Origin of the sequence: Cytobacillus sp. IB215665 (assembly GCF_033963835.1) — a bacterium.
In the GTDB taxonomy this organism is placed as follows: domain Bacteria; phylum Bacillota; class Bacilli; order Bacillales; family SM2101; genus Nanhaiella.
Genome location: NZ_JAXBME010000016.1, coordinates 94,636 through 111,617, shown reverse-complemented (window position 1 = coordinate 111,617; position 16,982 = coordinate 94,636). Strand labels below are relative to the sequence as shown.

Genomic DNA, 16,982 nt, shown 5'->3' with positions numbered 1-16,982 from the left:
GATGGGCAGTAAAGAATGGAGATATTACATCAGAGGATTTAGCTTTGGTAGAGAGTATAAGAAAATGATGAAAGCTAATACAAAGGTTTTGTTAATGTTATTAACGGATTAATAAAAAAATGCAATGAAGTGGGTCTATAATACCAAAAGGAATAAATAATTGGAGCTTGTGCTAAAAATGAAATGAATATATTAATTAGAGAGTGGAAGAAATATTATGAAAAAAAGATTTAGATGATAAGTGGAGAGCCGTATACATATAGAGGTGTATGTACGGTTCGGAGGAGAGCGTTTGGAAACCTATCATAGTAATATGTCAAGGCGCTGGGAGCTTTTCCTACTACTAAAAAAGATCACCTAGCTTTAGATGATATTTAAAAAGAAATATTAAATGTTGGTGCTAACTTATAAGCAATCAAATAAAAAAGTAACCCAACGCCTAATAATGCGCTAACAGTAGCGATAAAACTCACACTTAGACTTTTTGCTACATCATTAAATATATCACCCATTGTTATCTACCTCCCACAAAAAGATACTCAACTAAATAATAGAATAATTTTACTAAATATGCAAAATATTAAAAGGCTCACCTGAAGTATTAGTATTGGTAGAGTCATGAAAGAACAAGGACTAGTTTCTAATTATACTGTGGCACAGTTTAAACCCCATTCAGAAAAGCCAAATGAGGACCACTATTCCAATGAACTAAACCGTGAATTCACGCGGAACGAAGCGTTATCCGTTGTCGTAAGTGATTTAACATATGTAAAGGTTGATAAAAAATGGCATTACATATGTGTCTTTGTTGATCTCTTTAATCGAGAAATTATTGGACATAGTACTGGATCGAATAAGGATGCGTTGCTTGTTTATCGTGCTCTCGCTTCAATAAAGGAAGACCTTCATCATATCCAATTGTTTCATACAGATAGAGGAAACGAGTTCAAAAATAAGTTAATTGATGATGCTTTAAAAACATTCTCTATTAAACGCTCTTTAAGTATGAAGGGATGCCCCTATGATAATGCAGTTGCAGAAGCAACATTTAAGATTATTAAGACAGAGTTTGTCAAAGGTAGGCAGTATGAAAGTTTAGAAGAATTAACACGAGAACTCCATAGCTTCTAAGATTGTACTATTGATTTTCTCTATCTCATGCTAATCTAATACAGGATTTTGCACCTTATAATAATCAGCTTTTGCTTCTTTCATCATCTTCATATGTTCAGGTTGTATAAATGCTGGCGTCCATTTCATTATTTTATCAAGACTTTTTTTAACAAGGGGGACAAATCAAAAAGGTTCATATAACAGAACAGTAAATGGTAAGAAGAAAGTCATTTATTTGTGTATGTTGTAGCCTCTGAAGGTGAATTGTTGCTGATAACGCGATTGGTGGATTAAAAAAATTAGATTTATCGGATGTTCCTGGTGTAAGATATACAAAACCTTCGATTGCTACAGTTGGTTTAACCGGAGAGCAAGTAAAAGGAAAGGATATGTAGTGAAAACTTTTGTATTACCTTTAGATGCTGTTCCAAGAGGTCGGTTTTCTTATCCTACAAGAAACCGACTTTTTCAATTTGAAATCTTTCTTAGCGTAAAAATTTCCGAAAGGTTGGCTGTACCCCATATTGTAATCTAAACAATTTGGAGACATTTTATAATATAGTATAATTTTCCTGTTTTGTTATATGATTCTTTACAAACAAAATAATGTAATGTAATATTTAATTTTGTAATATTAAAAATATAAAAAATATTTAGTAAGGATGATATTTATGAGCGTACAAATAACATTTTCTGGATCTCTTGTTAATCAATCCACTCCTGAAGTATGGAATGTATTGGAGGAGGAGTTTGAGAGCGTTATCTTACTATTAAAAAAGGAAAAGCCATCTTTATACAAAAAAATTATAGATAGTAATGGAAATTTTAGGTCATTTGTTGGAGTTTACTTAAATGGCACACAATTAGAAGGTCATTTTAAAGATATTAAATTAAGACAAAATGATGAAGTTTTATTTATAGGTAGTGTGGCAGGAGGATAAGAAATCATGGTTGATTTAAGAGGTATTGACTTTGGGGACACAACAAAAATTAATAGACATGGGACACATAGGGTAATATCACCTAACGAAACAATAAATAGAATTAAAGAATTATTGCCAAAGGTAGGTATAACAAGAATCGCAGATTTGACCGGACTGGATCGATTAGGAGTCCCTGTTTTTTCAGCAACTGTACCAAATGACCGTTGTGGAATTTCGGTAAATAACGGAAAAGGAACTACCATGGAAGCTGCTAAAGTAGGAGCGATGATGGAAACAATTGAAACATTTTGTGCGGAAAATATAGAATTACCAGTTATAACTGCATCTTATGAAGATCTAAGTAAAAAAGAAAAAGTCTTAGATCCTTATTCAATACCAAGTTATATTGATTTGGAACAAAATTTACATACAGAAGTGCTAGACTGGGTACCCTCTATAGAATTGTTCTCCGGAGATCAATATTATGTGCCGGCAAGCTTAGTGAGTATACCTTGGGAAGGAAACGGAAGAGGAATCTGGATTGAAAGTACAAATGGACTGGGTAGTGGGAATGTAATTGAAGAAGCTATTTGTCATGCTCTTAATGAAGTTGTAGAAAGAGATGCTAGGACCTTAGCTATTTTAAAAGCGACCATAAAGCCGAACCTTCCTAGTATAATTGATGGAAAACCTCTTGTTCCAAGTGATACAACAGGTTTTCCAATGATAGATATTAATACCGTCCCCCAACATTTATATGAAATTTCCAAGAGAATAGAAAAAGAAGGGGTGAAACTAATCATTCGAGATATTACATCTGATATTGGTATTCCAACCTTTTCAGCAGCTCTTGTAGAAGAAAATTGGGAAGGTGAGTATTATTGTCATGGTGGAGCTGGAACACATCCAGATGCAGAAATTGCTTTAGAAAGAGCAATAACAGAAGCAGCACAATCAAGATTGACAGATTTTCAAGGAACAAGGGAAGATATGTCTGAACAAGCACCAAGTCAAAAACCTAATGATTTATCTTTTATGACCTCAGATCGGGGAGAGATGAAGTCATTTAATGATTGTGTTAATTACAAGAATCAAACTATAGAAGAGGATGTTCGCTGTATTCTTGATAGACTATGGGAGATTGGAAGGAACCAAGCATTCCTAATAAATTTAAATAAGAAAGAGTTACAGGTTCCCGTGGTTAGAATTTTAATACCACAGTTAGAAATGTGGGTTTTAAATCATTTTGATATTAAAGGGTGTGTTCTAGGTGAGCGAGGTAGAGAAATACTGGAACTCGAATAAAGATATTTGGGTATATACTGGACCCTCTCTTTCTATGGAAGAAACAGCACAATTGGCACCTGATGTGACTGTGCTACCACCTGCTAAACGAGGTGATTTCCAATTTAAACCAGGTGCTAAACAGCCTAAAGTTATTGTATTGATAGATGGGGCTTTTCTTAATACATTGACTGTTTCACCTAGAGAAATCTTATCATTAATGGATCAAGGTATAAAAGTTATTGGTTCCTCTAGTTTAGGAGCAATTCGTGCCACTGAACTAGAGAAATTCGGTATGGTCGGAGTGGGAAAAGTATTTGAGATGTATAGGGATGAGATTATCATAGCAGATGATGAAGTAGCAATGTCAATGGACCCTTCTACTGGTAATGCTTTATCTGAACCGCTTGTTCACATTAGAGTGATAATAGAAAAGGCAGTAGAAAGTGGCACATTGAATGAAATTGAGTCTATGAGTTTATTTAATAAAGTACAGAAACTTTACTTTCCAAAAAGGACTTTAGATATATTTTTAAGTTTTGCTTCTGAATCTCTAACAGAAGAGAAATATAAAAAGCTGCTAAATATTACTGAAAATTATGACTATAGAATCAAAAAAATAGATGCTATAAATGCTATAAACAAAGCTATTGAGATTTTAAATCAAGAAAACAAATAAGCTTGGCTATTGGAAGGAGGTGAATTACATGAAAAATTATTCTTTTTCAGATTTTAAAAATGCAGTTAAAAAATCACAACTAATTGATACGCCACGTATGGCAGATGCAAGAATGGCAGACGCTAGAACTGCGGATGCAAGAACAGCAGATGCAAGAGCATCTAAAAGAGTGTAATAATTTACTTATTATTTCTTTCAAGAGTAGCTATTGCTACTCTTGATTTTGTTAATTAAAACAAATGAAAAGAGGTATGGCAACTTGTCATTTATAGAACCTATATTAACAGATGAAGAAGTCGAACGTTACTCTCGTCAATTACTACTTAGAGAAATTGGAGTTAAAGGACAAGAAAAACTTAAAAAAAGCTCTGTTCTTGTAATTGGAGCTGGAGGATTAGGTTCACCTGCTTTACTTTATTTAGCAGGAGCAGGAGTTGGTTCTATAGGTATTATCGACGGAGATAATATAGACCTTTCTAATTTACATAGACAAATTATTTACAATACAGAAGACATAGGAAGTTCAAAATCTGAAGCTGCAGCAGAAAGAATTAAAAAGATAAATCCAGGTATTGATGTAAAACCATATCACAATTACATAACTATGGAAAACGCAAGTTTAATTATTCAAGATTTTGATGTAGTAATTAACGGAACGGATAACTTTTCAACTAGATACCTTGTAAATGATACCTGCGTTAAGCTAGGAATACCTCTTGTCGATGCAAGCGCTGTTATGTATGAAGGTCAAGTAGCTGTATATATGCCCAACAACGGGTGTTATCGTTGCCTTTATCCTAATCCCCCTGAAGGAAAGAATGCTCCATCTTGTAGTAACTCAGGAGTTTTCGGGGCGTTAGTCGGAATTATGGGATCAATTCAAGCTATGGAGGCTCTTAAGGTACTCTTAAATATTGGTCATATATATGACAGTCGTCTTATTTATTTTAATTCTCTAACAGGAAATTTCCAAACTCTTCTTAGGAAACCGAATCCTAATTGTCCTATATGTAGTAACAATATCAGTAAGGATTTAAAGTACGCAGAAGAATGTGATATTGTGGAAAATAAACAACCTTTTGAACTTGATAATGAAGTAAAACACTATGAAGTAAAACCTTTAGAATTAAATGTGTTAAAGAAAGATAAATCATCTTATAAAGTAATTGATATTCGTGATAGAGATATGTTTAATCGAGGTCATATTGAAGGTGCTATATTAGTAGATGAAACTAACTTGCCCCAAAAAATAGAAGAATTAAAATCTCAGTATAACTTAATAATTGTTTGTCAGTTCGGTAAAATAAGCAAACATATTCAAAAAGAATATAATGATATAGGTATTAAGAATATTTGGTCACTTGATGGTGGTATTATAAATTGGGAGAGGTATAATCTACCATTAGTTAAACTAGATAAAACTTACTCATGATCCTTATTAATAGATAACTTGACTTTATCTTATTGTAATAGTAAGTTCCTTTTTATCCCAAAAGCATTGTAAGCTGTTAGCTTTGTGAATTTATCAGCGTTAACTGGTCAAAAAGAATTACAAGCCGTCTCAAGAACGTCTTGTATAAGACTTTCTAGGTTGACAACCATCCAATTTGAGGTGGTACTTTGCTTTTTGAAAATAAAATTTATCTCTAGAGTTACAACAAATTCAAAGATTAATTGAAACCTTGGGTTTTCTGAACGGAAAATTGGATGGAATGCGGTGGGAAAAATGAAGTGGAAAGATTGGAATCAAAATTTAAAGATTCGGCTGTATGGTGAAGGCGTTATTAATATTTTGTTTTCAATGTATTTTCCTTTCATGGCAATCTATTTTGCAGAATATTTCGGAAAAGGTAAGGCCGGATTATTATTAGTTCTCTCACAATTCATTGCTTTACTTGCTAACTTGTTCGGAGGATATTGTGCAGACCGCTTTGGACGTAAGAAAATGATGGTGTTTTCATATATCGGTACCTCTGTAGCATATTTTTTATTTGCTATGGCTAATTCTCCGTGGTATGAATCACCAGAATTAACCTTTATATCATTTTCATTGGTAGGGGTTTGGAACGCTCTATACTGGCCTGCGAGTCACGCTATGGTTGCAGATGTAGTCCCTGAAAAAGATCGAAGCAGTGTCTTTGCTGTTTTTTATATGGTGCTCAATATTTCTGTTGTTATAGGGCCAATCCTTGGTGGGGTATTCTTTTTTCATTATCGTTTTGGTTTACTTGTAATAGCATTACTTATTAGTGTAATCTTTACGATCATGCTTCAGCTCTTTGTCCAAGAAACTGTACCTACCTTTATAAATGATAATGTAAAGGAACAAAGGGAATGGTATGTTTTCTTAGTAGAGCAAGTAAAAAATTATCGAATTATAGCAACTGATAAAATTTTTCTTATGTTTATCTTAGGAGGTATTCTACTTTCTCAAACGTTTTTGCAAATGAATTTATTATTATCTGTTTATATATCCGATAATGTTCCATTACAAACGATCTTTTCTTTTAGGGGATGGTCCTTTGATGTATACGGAGAAAAAGCATTTAGCTTGATACTAGCAGAAAATGGTCTAATGGTGACTCTGTTTACAGTCCTTGCGACGAGAATCTTTAGTCATTTTAATGAGTGGAAATTGTTTCTAACATCCTCAATATTGTATGGCATCGCGATTATATTGTTTAGTAGTACATTGAATTTTTGGGCTTTATTTTTAATTATGTTAATATTCACTACTGCGGAACTCATGGTAGTTGGTGTACAGGAAAGCTATGTTGCCAAACTAGCTCCTAAACATATGAGAGGACAATATTATGCTGCTGCTAGTTTAAGGTATACAGTTGGTCGGACAATTGCACCTCTGGCAATTCCCATGACAATATGGATTGGTGTTACTCAAACATTCTATGTAGTAGGAATACTTGCATTTTTTAGTGCTGGACTATTTTATATTATGGGAAGATTGGAAGGTAGAAAGTCCAATCTGAAGATCAAAGAGTATATATGATATATAACCACCTGGTAAATCACTTGGGTTTGGATACAAATCTCATCGAATTAAACCCAGTAAAAAGATTCTATGTCTGAGTACAATTATTTGAGATTGGAATTTTAAAGGATTGAACATGGGCGCAGCTATGAAATAGCAATACCCTACCTTACATGTAAAACAGAAAGTGCGTTAATTTCTAAAATTGTTGAAGAATTATCCAAACATATTAAGGATGGTAAAGAAGTTGTCATCCAATTATTCCCTAGTAGCTCAGCATGGTATTTGTGTTGCACTGTTAATACGAATGTCACAGGTTCGAATCCTGGCTGCGGAGCCAATCGTATCGAAGTAAAGTATGGTATATGAGAAGATGAAATCGTGTTAATTTAGAAATAAAGGGTATACTTTATGGTATGTAATATATTTAATTAAGCTTGTATTAATGTGATAGGTCAAATTAATCAATTTTATGCAACACAATGATTATTAACTTTTTCAGTTAAATTATGTCTCCTATTCTAGTGAATGTTAAACCAACACTAGTTTGAGGACCAAATATACTGGTATCTACTTCTATCATCACACACATAAAACATACCATAGTCATTACATATAAATAGGTGTCCATATGGCTTTTCTCTCCTAAAAATCAATTATTATATATTAAATTAATGACCTTGATATACTTCTTGTACTAGCATCCATACAGCTTGCCCTTTTTCTGTTATTTAGAGAAAATATCCTTAATAGACGACTTATTCGACTGAATTTCTATTGTGTTTCATAACTACTTTCCAAGTAACTAACTTCTAAATAACACTTTGACACTTCCACCCCTAAAGGGACAAGCTGATAACTTACGGAAAAACAGTGGGTTTCTCGAGTGATTGTTAAACAAGGATACAGAAAATCACCAAATTATTTTGGCTTTTTCTAATTCATCCAGGTTTATTTGATTTTTTTGCATAGGGCTAGGACATATTGTGTTATGTATACTAATTTTCTCGTTAATGACTATGACATCCTGTTCTGTTTTACAAGAATGTACTAATTGAGAGATTTCTTTTTGTAATTTTAACCAAGTAGGTAGATATCCCGCATCCTTTGCTATTTTTTGAAAGCGTTGATATGTGTCCATTTCTAAATACTCTTTAGATATTGGTTTACCTTTCAAGGGCATAAATATAGTTTTTGTACCAACGAAGATTTTATAAGATTAATTAGCTGAATTTACTCGGTACTAGCAGAACAAAGTTTACGAAAAAAACTGTAATTTTAAATAGGAACTTCTGCATAAAAGGAGTTTCTTTTTTGTTGTAGGTATTTTCTTACTAAAATATGTACATCTACCGTTCTTGGTATCCTTGTACACTATAAAAAGATGCCTGTAGTGAAAAGATATCTTTATTTTCTAGTTTAGGACTATAGCAAAGAATGTTATGAAAGCGTTTTTTTAAAAGAAATTATTAAAAAATATTGACATTAAACCCACTTTAAGGTTTAGGATATATGTATAGAAATTATTGTTAAGGAGTGTGATTGGTTATGTTTCGTTGGGATGGAGGCTTCATCATGGTTTCGTGGGAGCGATTTGATGAAGGAGTAGAATGGTATACAACACATATGGGATGGGAGTGTCTAGATCAGGTTCAGACACCACTGGGAAAAAAAGCCTTTTTGAAAATGCCTAGACTAGGAGTAGTTACGGTAAAATCATTTGATTCCGATATAGACCATTTCATAAATGAAACTGGGGAAGAAGGTAATGTAAGGTTGTGTTTTGAAATTGGCAGTATCGAAAATACACTTAACTATTTTGAACAGCATAACATTACTTACTCAAAACAGGTCACATTAGTAAATGGTTTGAAAACATTTGATTTTTATGGATTTGAAAATGCTCGATTTACAGTTTTTGAAAACCCTTCAGAGAAGGATAATTACCCTGATGCTAGACTACTAGGGTTTGGTGAGATCAATGCAAGAATCGGTGTAACTGATATAAGCAAAGCTGTTGATTGGTATACGACTCATCTAGGTTTCTTGAAGGTCATTGAAGACCGAGAGAAAGGATATGCTCATCTTCAAACGGAAGATGCGTATGATTTCAACGTTCATCAACAATCATTAATGGATAATATTTTTCTAGAAAAAATTGATGAACCAGTTAGAGGGAATCCTGCAGTACGTACATATTTTGATATTAGACCGGATAAATTTTATGAAACATATAATAGACTCAAAGATCAGCATATGGAATTATCAGAAATAGCAGGGAATCCATTGGAAGGTTGGGGAGGCTTCCATTTTTTCGACCCAGATGGCAATCGTATTAACGTTTGGTCGTATCGCATGATGTAATCAGGAAAAAAATAAGAACGAATCAGGTTTCATATATTATGTATGTTACCGTTCTTAACAATTAATATGTTCACCGTTATCATTTCATCTTATAAATTGGTGACAGCCGTTTGTTGAGTTTGTCCACACTTCTACAGATGAGCTTTGGATAGGGTTGTCACTTAATTTGCCGATGTTCAATTTTACTAACATTATTATATGAATCAATTGATCATAAAAGGAAAAAGTTGAACATATTTACAATAACAGCTAGAATAAAAACGTTGATGGAAAATTGAGGTGATTGACATGGAAAGAAACATAGTTTCTATAAGTATTGGACAACCCAAGAAGTTATGTTTGGAATGGAAAATCGGAAGATTCAGGTATAGGGAAAAAGATCATTGAGGAAGCCTTTTTAACAACAGAGGGGTTTGTAGGTGATGGAGTAGCTAATCAAAAGTATCATGGTGGACCAGATAGAGCTGTTTGTGTTTATCCATATGAGCATTACTTACAGTTTGAAAAAGAATTTAATAAATCTATTGAACCACCAGCATTTGGCGAAAATATAACAGTAAGGAATATGCTTGAGAAAGATATTTTTATAGGAGATATATTTGCTCTTGGAGATGCAATTGTTCAAGTTTCACAGGGCAGAATTCCTTGTAATACGATTTCGAAGTTCAACGAAATTGATTCTCTACTATCTAGGTTTGTAGAAACAGGGTATACTGGTTATTTCTTTAAAGTCCTTAAGGAAGGTGCTGTGAACTGTAACTCGGGGATCAAATTGATCGAGCGTGTACAAAATAACGTGTCAATATGGTCTGCTAACCAAGTTTTATTTCATGATAAGAAGAATAAAAATGCTATAGAGGAAATTTTAAAATGTTCAGACCTAGCAGATGCCTGGAAAGATAAGGTTGGAAAATTATTAAAAAATCTCACTTAACCATATAATACATACCTTTGTTTACTCATTTAATCACATCTCACCCATGGGTTAAACGTTATTTAGAAATAACAGTAGTGAAAGATAGCTTGTTAGTGATTGATCTCTATTATCATATGCATAAGCAAGTTTTGACACAATAAATCGTATTATGAAGCAACCGGCACGATAATAGAATATGGAAAAAAGAAAACATAAAAAGCGTGCTTTGAACAATCTTCATTCAAACACGCTTTTTATAATTGTAGCTTATTCAGTTTTTTAATAGGTGATAAGCAAAATTAATGTCATTACAACCGTTACATCGAAGAATAGTTAACTACACGTGCGATGTTTTTAAGATGTTTTAAACTTTAATATTTGATTATGCAATGTATCTGCAAGGGCAGATAAGGCTTCTGCGGAACTCGTGATTTCTTCTGTAGTAGCTAATTGCTCTTCAGAAGCTGCAGAACTTTCTTGGTTTGCTAAAACAGATGAATGTGCCATTTCTTCTACAGATTTTGAGCTAGATACTAATTGTTCATTTGCTTCAGCCATCATTTGAATAGAACCCATAACCTCGTCTACTTTCGTAGCAACGTCAGAGATTAATTGAGATATATTACTGAATACGACATTTACTTCTTCAGTTAACGTAATGCCTTCATTTACCTTGTCAGTACCTTCACTCATATGTTTTACAGAACTTCTTGTTTCATTTTGAATCTCATGTAATACAGAAGCAATTTGTGATGCGGAATGCTTTGTTTCTTCTGCTAGTTTCCTTACTTCATCTGCAACAACAGCAAAGCTTTTACCATTTTCTCCTGCTCTTGCCGCCTCGATTGCAGCGTTTAAGGCAAGCAAGTTAGTCTGTTCTGATATATCGGTGATAATATCAATAATATTACTAATCTTATTAGATTTTTGATCAAGTTGAAATATTTGACTTGTGCTGTCAGTTACGATATCAGTGATCATTTTCATTTGTTCAACGACTTTTGTAACAATAATAGAGCCATTTTCAGAAGCTGCAGTTGCTTTTTTAGAGATTTCTACCATGTCACTACTATTAAGTGCTATTTCTAATGTATTGTCAGATACCTTCTTAATTGTTGATGAAATATCATTAATACCTTGTAGTTGTTGCTCAACACGTTCAGCTGAATGCTGAGTGAGTGTTGCCATTTGTTCTGTAGCCAGTGAACTTTGTCCTGTGCTTGCACTTAGTTCCTCAGCGGCTGCTGCGAGTTGATCTCCTGCTTCAGCAGCATTATTAACTAACACTCTTAAATTATCTTGCATCGTATTTATATCATTTCCTAACAAAGATAATTCATCTTTAGTCTTTATTTTGATGGGTTCACCCGTTAATTCTCCATCGGCAATTTGACTTACGCGCATACTTATCGTTTTTAAAGGATTAGTAATTTTCCTTCCTGCAATTAATGCGATAACAAAGGATATGATTATTGCTAAGACTAGACCAATCAATAATAACGTTTTTGTAGATTGGTATATTTTATTGTTTTGTAATGATAGGTCATTTGCAAGATCTATATTAAGCTTCATGAGCTTTCCAATCTTATCCTCAACTTTGTCGAATTGATCACCACCTAATGCAATGCCATCACGGGCCTTTTCATATTGACCTTGCAAAATAAACTCGATATTTGTCGTGACTCGCTCTTTAAATAGCTCCCAGTCATCTTCTAATTGTTGAAAAATTTCTTTTTCATCAGCAGTCATTGAATTTTCCCTATAGTATAATAGCATTTGATCAACGGTATCCATACTATTTTTTGCCTTTGCCGTCATTGAGCTATCTTCATTGACTAAAGCTTGTAGCATTTGAATTCGTGTGTTACTGGCATACTGTGCAATTCTACCAATTGAAGAGGTAGGTACTAGTCTTTCATCTACTATATTTTTGCCGTTTTCGTTAATATGAGCAATATTAACAATGGCATAACTCCCCAGTATAATGAGGATTATTATTAAAGATGAATATGAAAGTAACAGCTTTGTTTTAATTTTCATCCGTGTCTCCCTTTCTAAAAGTGGTAACGTTAACATTTGGTTATTATGTAGTTGCTAAATACATAGTGGAGTTAACAAAGCAACCTGTATTTTCTTCAAGCATTTCCATATTAATGCATGTATAGCTGTAAATCAAGATCATTTTTGTGAAATCTTATAGTATTTCTAACAAAGTAGGTGGGTATGTATTTATTGTCCAATAATCGTTCTGTGTAAAGAATCTTCGTGAAAAGAACCTAAAAAAGATTGATCGATATACTGATCAATCTTTTTTACTATATAAATATACTATGTTCGTAGAAAAAGTAGTATTTATTATCAGCATCGGCTGGATATACGCTAGTGTCATTATTTTAAAAAAGAACATTATGACAATAGCAAGTCATCTGTTAATTTATACTATGCGGAGGCATTTGCATTGCTATTTTGTGTTTGTTTCTTCCAAGTAATTATACGATCTTTCCATGCATAGGCGAAAGTTATGATAAATGCAAATAAATCAGCGAGCGGGAAAGCAAGCCACACGCCTGTTAACCCAAACAGACGAGGTAATAATAAAACTAGTGGGATTAAAAATAATACTTGGCGAGCCATTGATAGAATGAATGCCGGTTTAGCTTTCCCGAGTGCTTGATAAACGCCTCCAATAACCATTTGGAAACCAACTGTGACCATAAGTGCAAATATGATTCTGAGCGCGTGTTCGCCCATCGTAATTGCCTGAACATCAGAAGTGAATATTGAAATTAATGGTTTTGCAAATACTAGAACAATTACGAATACCGCAGCTGAAATTATTGTTGTTACTTTAATGGATAACATTACTGTATCGTTCACACGTTCAGGTTGTTTTGCACCATGGTTAAAGCCAACAATAGGTTGCAAGCCTTGAATAACTCCGAACATCGGCATGACAGATAGAGCCATTACCTTATGAATCATTCCGAATACGGCTACTCCAAGCTCACCACCGTAAATGATTAACATCCTATTTACTGCAACAAACATAATACTACCTGCAATTTGTCTAATGAAAGCAGAAGAACCGATAGTTATAATGGATTTAATATATGATAGTTTTAATTTGAGATGTTTAAATGAAATACTCAAGCTACTTTTCTTTTTTATAAAGAAATAATTAAATATATATAACGCTGCTACAACTTGTGAAATAATAGTAGCGATTGCAGCACCTTTGACACCCATATTTAATGTGAAAATAAATATAGGATCAAGGATAATATTAATAATCGATGAAACAATCATTGTTATCATGGCTGTTTTTGCGTTACCTTCTGCGCGTACAATATTGTTCGAAGACATGGCAAATGCAAAAAAGATCATTCCAAATAAAATAATGCTTAAATAATCCATTGCATAAGGAAGGATGGAATCTGTTGCACCGAAAAGTCGTAGTAACGGTTCTAGAAATAAAAGGCCAAGAATAATTGCTATGAAGTTTAAGCCGAGTAATAGAGCAAGAAAATTACCAAAAACATGATTAGCTTCTTCTTGCTTCTTTTGCCCAAGTTTGATTGATATGACTGCCGAACCACCTATACCAATGGCAGCAGCAATTGACGACAATATTAATTGCAAAGGAAAGGCTATTGATACACCAGCAACTCCAAGCGTTCCTACACCTTTAGCAATAAAAATTGTATCAACAACGTTATAAAGCGACATAACTAACATGCCGATCATTGCAGGGATGGATAACTTAGACAATAGTTTGGGTATTGGTTCGGTACCTAATATTTCACTTCTATTATTCATACATATTCCCCCATTTGTAATTTATTAGCTTCCTAACTTTTTGTTAATACTTTTTCCCAACCATCATCCTTAAAGTGACAATAACATAATTAACATTAACCAATGTGGTTAATGTTAATGAACTAGTCAGATATGGATAGTTGGTAGATGATCTCGAAGAGGGGAGTCACAGTCTATACTATCTTTATTCATTTGCTTCTTTGCAAGTATTTTTTTTCAACTTCTTTAACCAGGATAACAATAGGGCCTTTTCTTCAGGTGAAAATCCACTTGTAAGCTCATTTTCTAAATCGACAATGATATTCCATAGCTTTTCAATCTTTTCGGACCCATGATTAGTTAAATAAAGCCTCTTTAACCGGCCGTCTTTACTGTCACATTTTCTTGTCACAAGTTCTTTATTCTCAAGCTGTTCAATTAACCCTGTCAATGAGGAAGGTTTAATTTGCAAAGCATCAAGGAGTTCTGACTGTGATAAACCCTCCTTTTCTTTTAGATGATAAAGAACGCGGTATTGTGCGATCGTTACTCCGTGCTGCTCTAATTTGTTATTCTGTATATTTGTAAGTGTTCTAGCAACTACTTTTAAGTTGAAACCAACATGGTTGAGATAATCATCCATTTAGTTAGCCTCCTAAATATTATATAATAAAATATACACCTAATTATGTCGCAATGCAATAAGAATGTTTAGGAAAATATTAGTACGGTATTATAAAATTATTTAGGATACGAAAAATAATTATTAGTCGTAAAGTAGATGTTATAATAAAGTGGAAAAAATAGTAGGTGGATGAATATTTATTAATACATAAGTGGAAAGCTGTTTTTTGAACGTCACGGTGGATTTACGTGCAACTGAGAATAGATTATGCAAGCACTTTGGGCTAAGTATTGATTTTTAATAAAAATAATGTATCAATGTGAATAGTGTTCAACATAAAGCTTGGGGAGGAAATGGAATTGATGAAGACAAATATTATTCAGCAAAATCATAGTATCACTTATATAGGATTTTTGCTTCTTTCTATAATATCATTGGTATCTCTGCGTAAAATTAAAAAAATCGAGAGTAAAAGACTTGAAATGAAAGAAAAAATTGCTGAATTTCATGGGAGAATTTAAAGTGAAATGTACAGAGGGTTGTAGGTTGCTACCTATGAAAGTGTAGTTTTTCTAACAGGAGGTTAGTGGCTTAATTGACTTTGTGTGAGTTCTTGGACAAGACAAGTTCATGCTTCAATCGATCCCATGCCATCATTGTCATATTAGTACACCTGATGATGGCACGGATCGTTATTGAGCTTCTGAATATAACAAACTATGCTTATAGAAATGGTTTGTTAATGGTTAATGGTTCGTTGATAGATAATATTATTGAGGTTATGAAATAATGGAGTTATTGTGAACGATTTCCAACTCTTTAAATGCCATCTCCATCTCACTATTACAAGCTGGGCAAGTAGTTTGGTCTTTACTTCTAAAATTATCTCTCACCCAACAATTACACAACTCAGATGAGCATACCCATATTTTTGTTTCTTCTGTTTCGATTTCTTTGATAACCTTTTTGCCAAATACCATCCAATCAACCTCCTAAGTGATGTAACAAGAGAAGCCATCCGATTTTGGATAGCTCCATTTGTTCAGGAAACGACTTACTTTCTAAAAACAATTCGTCCAAAATTTAATATATGCAATTTTTGATAAAACATTCATGAAAAATAAACAAGTAATTAACCTTGAAGTAATTGATATTATAATTAATACTTGTACATTACTTTAATTTTTATTATTTTGCAAATTTTACAATGCTTTTGAAATTATTTATAATTAATATTTATTGTTAGTAACAGTATAAAGTACATTTCCAATAGAAATAAACTAATGTCTGAACAACAAGGAGGGTAATATTAGTGAAGACAAAGATCTCAACATCAAAGAAATCGGCAGCTATGGTTGGCATGATTGTAGCTATGAGTATTTTCGGATCTATTGGATTTGTAGCTGCAAAAACTGGACTTCATGCGTTTGAATTAGTTTTTGTGAGATGTGTTTTTGCTTCATTCTTTTTAGGCGTATTTTGGTTATTAACAGGAAAATTCGCTTCGGAAAAGTGGAACAAACATGAAGTAAAACAAATTATTTTTTGTGGCCTTATATTAGTATTAAATTGGGTGTTTCTTTTTAAAGCATTCGAAATGATGTCTGTCACCGTTGCTGTATCAATTTATTATTTAGCCCCGGTGATTGTTTTACTACTTGGTAGTCTTTTTTATAAAGAGAAGTTAACAGTAGTGACTGTTATAACGATAAGTGTCTGTTTTCTAGGGACAATGCTCGTTTCGGGTTTAGGAACTAATACACCATTTAACCAATTGCTCTCATCTGGTCTCATTTGGGCATTTTTAGCAGCGGTGCTATATGCTTTTCTTACACTATTAAGCAAAAACATTCGCCAATTAAGTTCATATGCAGTGACTGTCATTCAAACAACACTCGGTGCAGTTTTGTTATTACCTTTTATTAATTTTGATGCGTTCGTGGGGTTAGACACAAGTAATTGGATTGCTGTCACACTCATCGGATCTCTCCATACAGGTGTTGTCTATTTTTTGTTCTTTGGAAGCGTGAGACATCTTTCTGCTGGTTTAATATCAGCGTTAGTATTTTTAGATCCAATTGTAGCCATTCTACTCGATACAATAATTACAGGTTTTCGACCTAGCTTATTACAAATGATTGGCATTGTGCTCACATTTATAGGCATGGCGATTACTTTAATGTTGTCACAAAATAAACGATCTACAAAGGTGGATGAGTCTGCAGCATCATAACAAAATTGGTTGTTGAACATAAAAAAGACGAATAATTCCAAGCGAGGAAAACCACATGAGT

Annotated in this window: 15 protein-coding genes and 3 pseudogenes; 12 read left to right on the top strand and 6 right to left on the bottom strand. The window is 33.3% G+C overall.

The window, feature by feature from the left end:
- Positions 1-374 precede the first annotated feature (374 nt).
- The gene (locus SLH52_RS17660; RefSeq protein ID WP_320210588.1) at positions 375-512 is read right to left on the bottom strand and encodes a hypothetical protein; all 138 of its coding nucleotides are present in this window, start codon (positions 510-512) and stop codon (positions 375-377) included.
- A gap of 97 nt (positions 513-609) precedes the next feature.
- Between SLH52_RS17660 and SLH52_RS17655 the strand changes: the two are divergent.
- The 8 genes and pseudogenes from SLH52_RS17655 to SLH52_RS17620 all read left to right on the top strand — a co-directional run.
- Positions 610-1,128: pseudogene (locus tag SLH52_RS17655) on the top strand (DDE-type integrase/transposase/recombinase); the annotation flags it as partial.
- A 219-nt stretch (positions 1,129-1,347) separates the two neighbouring features.
- Positions 1,348-1,546, top strand: a pseudogene (locus SLH52_RS17650) (mercuric reductase); the annotation flags it as partial.
- 238 nt (positions 1,547-1,784) lie between these two features.
- Positions 1,785-2,054 carry a MoaD/ThiS family protein gene (locus SLH52_RS17645; RefSeq protein ID WP_320210587.1) on the top strand — a complete coding sequence of 90 codons (270 nt, stop codon included), beginning with the start codon at positions 1,785-1,787 and terminating at the stop codon, positions 2,052-2,054.
- 6 nt (positions 2,055-2,060) lie between these two features.
- Complete coding sequence (locus SLH52_RS17640) at positions 2,061-3,341, top strand: YcaO-like family protein (RefSeq protein ID WP_320210586.1); 1,281 nt, start codon at positions 2,061-2,063, stop codon at positions 3,339-3,341.
- Positions 3,307-3,999, top strand: coding sequence for a TfuA-like protein (locus SLH52_RS17635; RefSeq protein ID WP_320210585.1), 693 nt, complete (start codon positions 3,307-3,309; stop codon positions 3,997-3,999). Before SLH52_RS17640 ends, SLH52_RS17635 begins: the two co-directional genes overlap by 35 nt.
- Positions 4,000-4,027: 28 nt before the next feature.
- Complete coding sequence (locus SLH52_RS17630; RefSeq protein ID WP_320210584.1) at positions 4,028-4,174, top strand: hypothetical protein; 147 nt, start codon at positions 4,028-4,030, stop codon at positions 4,172-4,174.
- Positions 4,175-4,258: 84 nt separating this feature from the next.
- Positions 4,259-5,431: a HesA/MoeB/ThiF family protein gene (locus tag SLH52_RS17625; protein ID WP_320210583.1), complete on the top strand. Its 1,173-nt coding sequence runs from the start codon at positions 4,259-4,261 to the stop codon at positions 5,429-5,431.
- Between the two features lie 294 nt (positions 5,432-5,725).
- Entirely contained in the window at positions 5,726-7,006 is a 1,281-nt protein-coding gene (locus SLH52_RS17620; RefSeq protein WP_320210582.1) for an MFS transporter, read from the top strand.
- A gap of 895 nt (positions 7,007-7,901) precedes the next feature.
- Here the strand turns inward: SLH52_RS17620 and SLH52_RS17615 are convergent.
- Complete coding sequence (locus SLH52_RS17615; protein WP_320210581.1) at positions 7,902-8,171, bottom strand: DnaJ family domain-containing protein; 270 nt, start codon at positions 8,169-8,171, stop codon at positions 7,902-7,904.
- Between the two features lie 365 nt (positions 8,172-8,536).
- Here SLH52_RS17615 and SLH52_RS17610 point away from each other — a divergent pair, with 365 nt between their 5' ends.
- Positions 8,537-9,352, top strand: a complete 816-nt coding sequence (locus SLH52_RS17610) for a VOC family protein (protein ID WP_320210580.1) — start codon at positions 8,537-8,539, stop codon at positions 9,350-9,352.
- 288 nt (positions 9,353-9,640) lie between these two features.
- Positions 9,641-10,286 (top strand): annotated as a pseudogene (locus tag SLH52_RS17605) (MOSC domain-containing protein).
- 336 nt (positions 10,287-10,622) lie between these two features.
- On the opposite strand, the gene SLH52_RS17600 reads toward SLH52_RS17605, so the two are convergent.
- The 3 genes from SLH52_RS17600 to SLH52_RS17590 all read right to left on the bottom strand — a co-directional run bounded on the left by SLH52_RS17600 (position 10,623) and on the right by SLH52_RS17590 (position 14,706).
- Positions 10,623-12,308, bottom strand: a complete 1,686-nt coding sequence (locus tag SLH52_RS17600) for a HAMP domain-containing methyl-accepting chemotaxis protein (RefSeq protein WP_320210578.1) — start codon at positions 12,306-12,308, stop codon at positions 10,623-10,625.
- 399 nt (positions 12,309-12,707) lie between these two features.
- Entirely contained in the window at positions 12,708-14,084 is a 1,377-nt protein-coding gene (locus SLH52_RS17595; protein ID WP_320210577.1) for an MATE family efflux transporter, read from the bottom strand.
- 184 nt (positions 14,085-14,268) lie between these two features.
- Positions 14,269-14,706, bottom strand: coding sequence for a MarR family transcriptional regulator (locus SLH52_RS17590; RefSeq protein WP_320210576.1), 438 nt, complete (start codon positions 14,704-14,706; stop codon positions 14,269-14,271).
- A gap of 341 nt (positions 14,707-15,047) precedes the next feature.
- On the opposite strand from SLH52_RS17590, the gene SLH52_RS17585 reads away from it, so the two are divergent.
- Positions 15,048-15,209, top strand: coding sequence for an LPXTG cell wall anchor domain-containing protein (locus SLH52_RS17585; RefSeq protein WP_320210575.1), 162 nt, complete (start codon positions 15,048-15,050; stop codon positions 15,207-15,209).
- A 258-nt stretch (positions 15,210-15,467) separates the two neighbouring features.
- On the opposite strand, the gene SLH52_RS17580 is transcribed toward SLH52_RS17585, so the two are convergent.
- On the bottom strand, positions 15,468-15,668 hold the full coding sequence (locus tag SLH52_RS17580; RefSeq protein ID WP_320210574.1) for a cold-inducible protein YdjO-related protein: 201 nt from the start codon (positions 15,666-15,668) through the stop codon (positions 15,468-15,470).
- Positions 15,669-16,000: 332 nt separating this feature from the next.
- Between SLH52_RS17580 and SLH52_RS17575 the strand changes: the two genes are divergently transcribed.
- Positions 16,001-16,921, top strand: a complete 921-nt coding sequence (locus tag SLH52_RS17575) for a DMT family transporter (RefSeq protein WP_413785558.1) — start codon at positions 16,001-16,003, stop codon at positions 16,919-16,921.
- Positions 16,922-16,982: the final 61 nt, after the last annotated feature.

Coding starts and splice junctions, on each gene's coding strand:
- SLH52_RS17610 (WP_320210580.1), top strand. CDS start 8,537: ATGTTTCGTTGGGATGGAGGCTTCATCATGGTTTCGTGGGAGCGATTT.
- SLH52_RS17600 (WP_320210578.1), bottom strand. CDS start 12,308: ATGAAAATTAAAACAAAGCTGTTACTTTCATATTCATCTTTAATAATA.
- SLH52_RS17580 (WP_320210574.1), bottom strand. CDS start 15,668: ATGGTATTTGGCAAAAAGGTTATCAAAGAAATCGAAACAGAAGAAACA.
- SLH52_RS17660 (WP_320210588.1), bottom strand. CDS start 512: ATGGGTGATATATTTAATGATGTAGCAAAAAGTCTAAGTGTGAGTTTT.
- SLH52_RS17590 (WP_320210576.1), bottom strand. CDS start 14,706: ATGGATGATTATCTCAACCATGTTGGTTTCAACTTAAAAGTAGTTGCT.
- SLH52_RS17630 (WP_320210584.1), top strand. CDS start 4,028: ATGAAAAATTATTCTTTTTCAGATTTTAAAAATGCAGTTAAAAAATCA.
- SLH52_RS17620 (WP_320210582.1), top strand. CDS start 5,726: ATGAAGTGGAAAGATTGGAATCAAAATTTAAAGATTCGGCTGTATGGT.
- SLH52_RS17645 (WP_320210587.1), top strand. CDS start 1,785: ATGAGCGTACAAATAACATTTTCTGGATCTCTTGTTAATCAATCCACT.
- SLH52_RS17595 (WP_320210577.1), bottom strand. CDS start 14,084: ATGAATAATAGAAGTGAAATATTAGGTACCGAACCAATACCCAAACTA.
- SLH52_RS17615 (WP_320210581.1), bottom strand. CDS start 8,171: ATGCCCTTGAAAGGTAAACCAATATCTAAAGAGTATTTAGAAATGGAC.
- SLH52_RS17640 (WP_320210586.1), top strand. CDS start 2,061: ATGGTTGATTTAAGAGGTATTGACTTTGGGGACACAACAAAAATTAAT.